At 44.2% G+C, this 2,392-nt stretch carries 1 protein-coding gene, 5 tRNA genes and 2 rRNA genes; all 8 read right to left on the reverse strand.

The genetic code is table 11. The features are described 5' to 3' along the window. Positions 1-85 (reverse strand): 16S ribosomal RNA (locus tag CLV36_RS16750); the annotation flags it as partial. Positions 86-721: 636 nt separating this feature from the next. Next, positions 722-1,294, reverse strand: a complete 573-nt coding sequence (locus CLV36_RS16760) for a hypothetical protein (protein ID WP_102992696.1) — start codon at positions 1,292-1,294, stop codon at positions 722-724. Between the two features lie 262 nt (positions 1,295-1,556). Then, positions 1,557-1,632: transfer RNA gene (locus CLV36_RS16765), tRNA-Phe, on the reverse strand. A 21-nt stretch (positions 1,633-1,653) separates the two neighbouring features. Beyond that, positions 1,654-1,729 (reverse strand) — tRNA-His (locus CLV36_RS16770). 9 nt (positions 1,730-1,738) lie between these two features. Then, positions 1,739-1,815, reverse strand: a tRNA-Asp gene (locus CLV36_RS16775). A 3-nt stretch (positions 1,816-1,818) separates the two neighbouring features. After that, positions 1,819-1,894: transfer RNA gene (locus CLV36_RS16780), tRNA-Val, on the reverse strand. Positions 1,895-1,899: 5 nt separating this feature from the next. Next, positions 1,900-1,976 (reverse strand) — tRNA-Glu (locus tag CLV36_RS16785). A gap of 300 nt (positions 1,977-2,276) precedes the next feature. Beyond that, positions 2,277-2,391: ribosomal RNA gene (gene rrf / locus CLV36_RS16790) — 5S ribosomal RNA — on the reverse strand. Between the last annotated feature and the right edge of the window lies 1 nt (position 2,392).

A 2,392-nucleotide genomic window follows, 5' to 3' on the forward strand; every position in this document is an offset into this window, starting at 1 on the left:
TAGGGTCCGGAGACCCCCGCACGACTTGCATGTATTAGGCATGCCGCCAGCGTTCATCCTGAGCCAGGATCAAACTCTCCGTTAAAGGTTTCACATCGAAGTGTGAAACTGAGGTTTGAGTCTATGCTCGAAGTTGATACTCCGCCGAGCAAAGCTCGCGGAGTTGTGAAACACTAAACACTAAAGTGTTAAGTGTTTCATCGAATTAACAGGTCACGTTGTCACTCTTTAGTTTTCAAGGAACGCTTCATTTCATTTTGTACCGCTCTTGCGTCTATAAATATAATTTTATCATTTATACATATTTTATACATATCATAAGTCAATACTTTTATTAAATATATTTTCCTTTATCCCATTCGTTTTATACGCGATTTAAATAAACACGTTCGGCCAAGTCACTAGCAGATACAAGCCCATTATAAAACCTCTACGATCCAGTGTGCACTCGCACATGGATCATCAGGGACATTAATCAGTGTCTATTTGCTTACTGGTGGTTCGGGACGGAATCGAACTGCCGACACGGGGATTTTCAGTCCTTTGCTCTACCGACTGAGCTACCAAGCCATCAAAATACCAGGGTTCTCAACAGTTTCCACGTTCGTTTCATCTCCTACTTAAAAACGTGCACACGGTCTTTAATGGTTAATTTTACGTTTTTAGCCCTGGTAGTCAAAAAAATAAAGCCGCACACTGGCTTTTATATAGTGGTTTCCTCTTATTTTATGAGGTCAAGTTTCCGTTTCCTCACTCGCTCTAGCCCGTCGAAGTCAAACGGCTTGACTTCATAATACTTTATAACGTCTCCCTCAATCATTCCGATTTTAAACGGCTCATCCTTAATGTAGTACCGTTCCCACAGCCAAACGCTATTTTCTACCAAATCATTAACGTGTCCACCGCATCGGATGCCAGAATAGAGGAAGGATACTTTGTGTTTAAACAGTTCCTCGTATTCGTTCATGCGTTTTTCCCCTTCTAATCGGCGACACTTCACAAAATGTTTCACCGCTAACGGCGGGTAGCCAAGAGTTAAACCTAATAATTCATGGAATTCAGGAGAAAGGTGCTCTACGCTAGCAAGCTTTTTTAGAAAATCTTCTTTCATCTGTTCCGATTGAAAAAAAAGAAAAAACTCGGCATCGTTGTGCTGGTTTATCCCTTTCGTAACACATGGATAACGCTCTAATAAGTGGAAATTAGCCATGTAATTTGGTGAAGCAGTAGTTCCGTACAAAGCAGGTTTTAAACCCATTAGAAACGCTTCGAAGTCAACCAATGGTTTTTTCAATTGCTCATCCCCTTTTGAATTTTATACCATTATACTTAATCAAGCGGTCACCCTCATAGAAGGCGACCGCATCGAATTTTAATTATCTTCTGTACTTTGTGCCGACCTCGTAGAAAATTTCATCACAATCATTTTCGCGTCGTATCGAAGGTATCGGAGGCTTTTCTACCATAATAAAACCCCTACCTTTCCGCCGTGCAAACGCACACGGATAAAGTAGGGGTTCAGACGGATTTTTTACCGTATCAAATCGAAAACTAGATGGTGGCTCGGGACGGAATCGAACCGCCGACACGAGGATTTTCAGTCCTCTGCTCTACCGACTGAGCTACCGAGCCATTTGGTATGTAACTGTGAAGTGGGGCGACCGATGGGAATCGAACCCATGAGTGCCGGAGCCACAATCCGGTGCGTTAACCACTTCGCCACGGCCGCCAAGTAAGATGGCGGAGCTGACGGGATTCGAACCCGCGATCTCCTGCGTGACAGGCAGGCATGTTAGGCCTCTACACCACAGCTCCTTATGGTGGACGCTGACGGGATCGAACCGCCGACCCTCTGCTTGTAAGGCAGATGCTCTCCCAGCTGAGCTAAGCGTCCAAGTTTGGTGACCCGTAGGGGATTCGAACCCCTGCATGCTAGCGTGAAAGGCTAGTGTGTTAAACCGCTTCACCAACGGGCCAAATTAAATCCCTTCTATTTCCTTCGCTGGAAATTATTATCTCAATCAACAGCGACTCTGTTATATTAACATGGATCTATCAATCTGACAAGTAGATAAGTTAAAGTGTTATAATAAAAAATATTATACCGATTTTAAATGTGTGGATTGCCAATTTCCATAGCCAGATCAACGATTTCCGATCGATGATACAGTAGTGATTGTGGTCTATTCCATTTGTCTCTGAAAGCCATCTTTTACTGCATCATATGGTTTTCATATGAAAACCCCCGCTTCATGCTGAAGTGGGGGTCTATTATGGCCTGGCAACGACCTACTCTCCCAGGGCTTAAGCCCAAGTACCATCGGCGCTGGAGGGCTTAACTTCCGTGTTCGGTATGGGAACGGGTGGATCCCCTCCGCCATCATCACCAGAC

The organism is Laceyella sediminis, from assembly GCF_003003125.1.
GTDB classification, from domain to species: Bacteria; Bacillota; Bacilli; order Thermoactinomycetales; family Thermoactinomycetaceae; genus Laceyella; species Laceyella tengchongensis.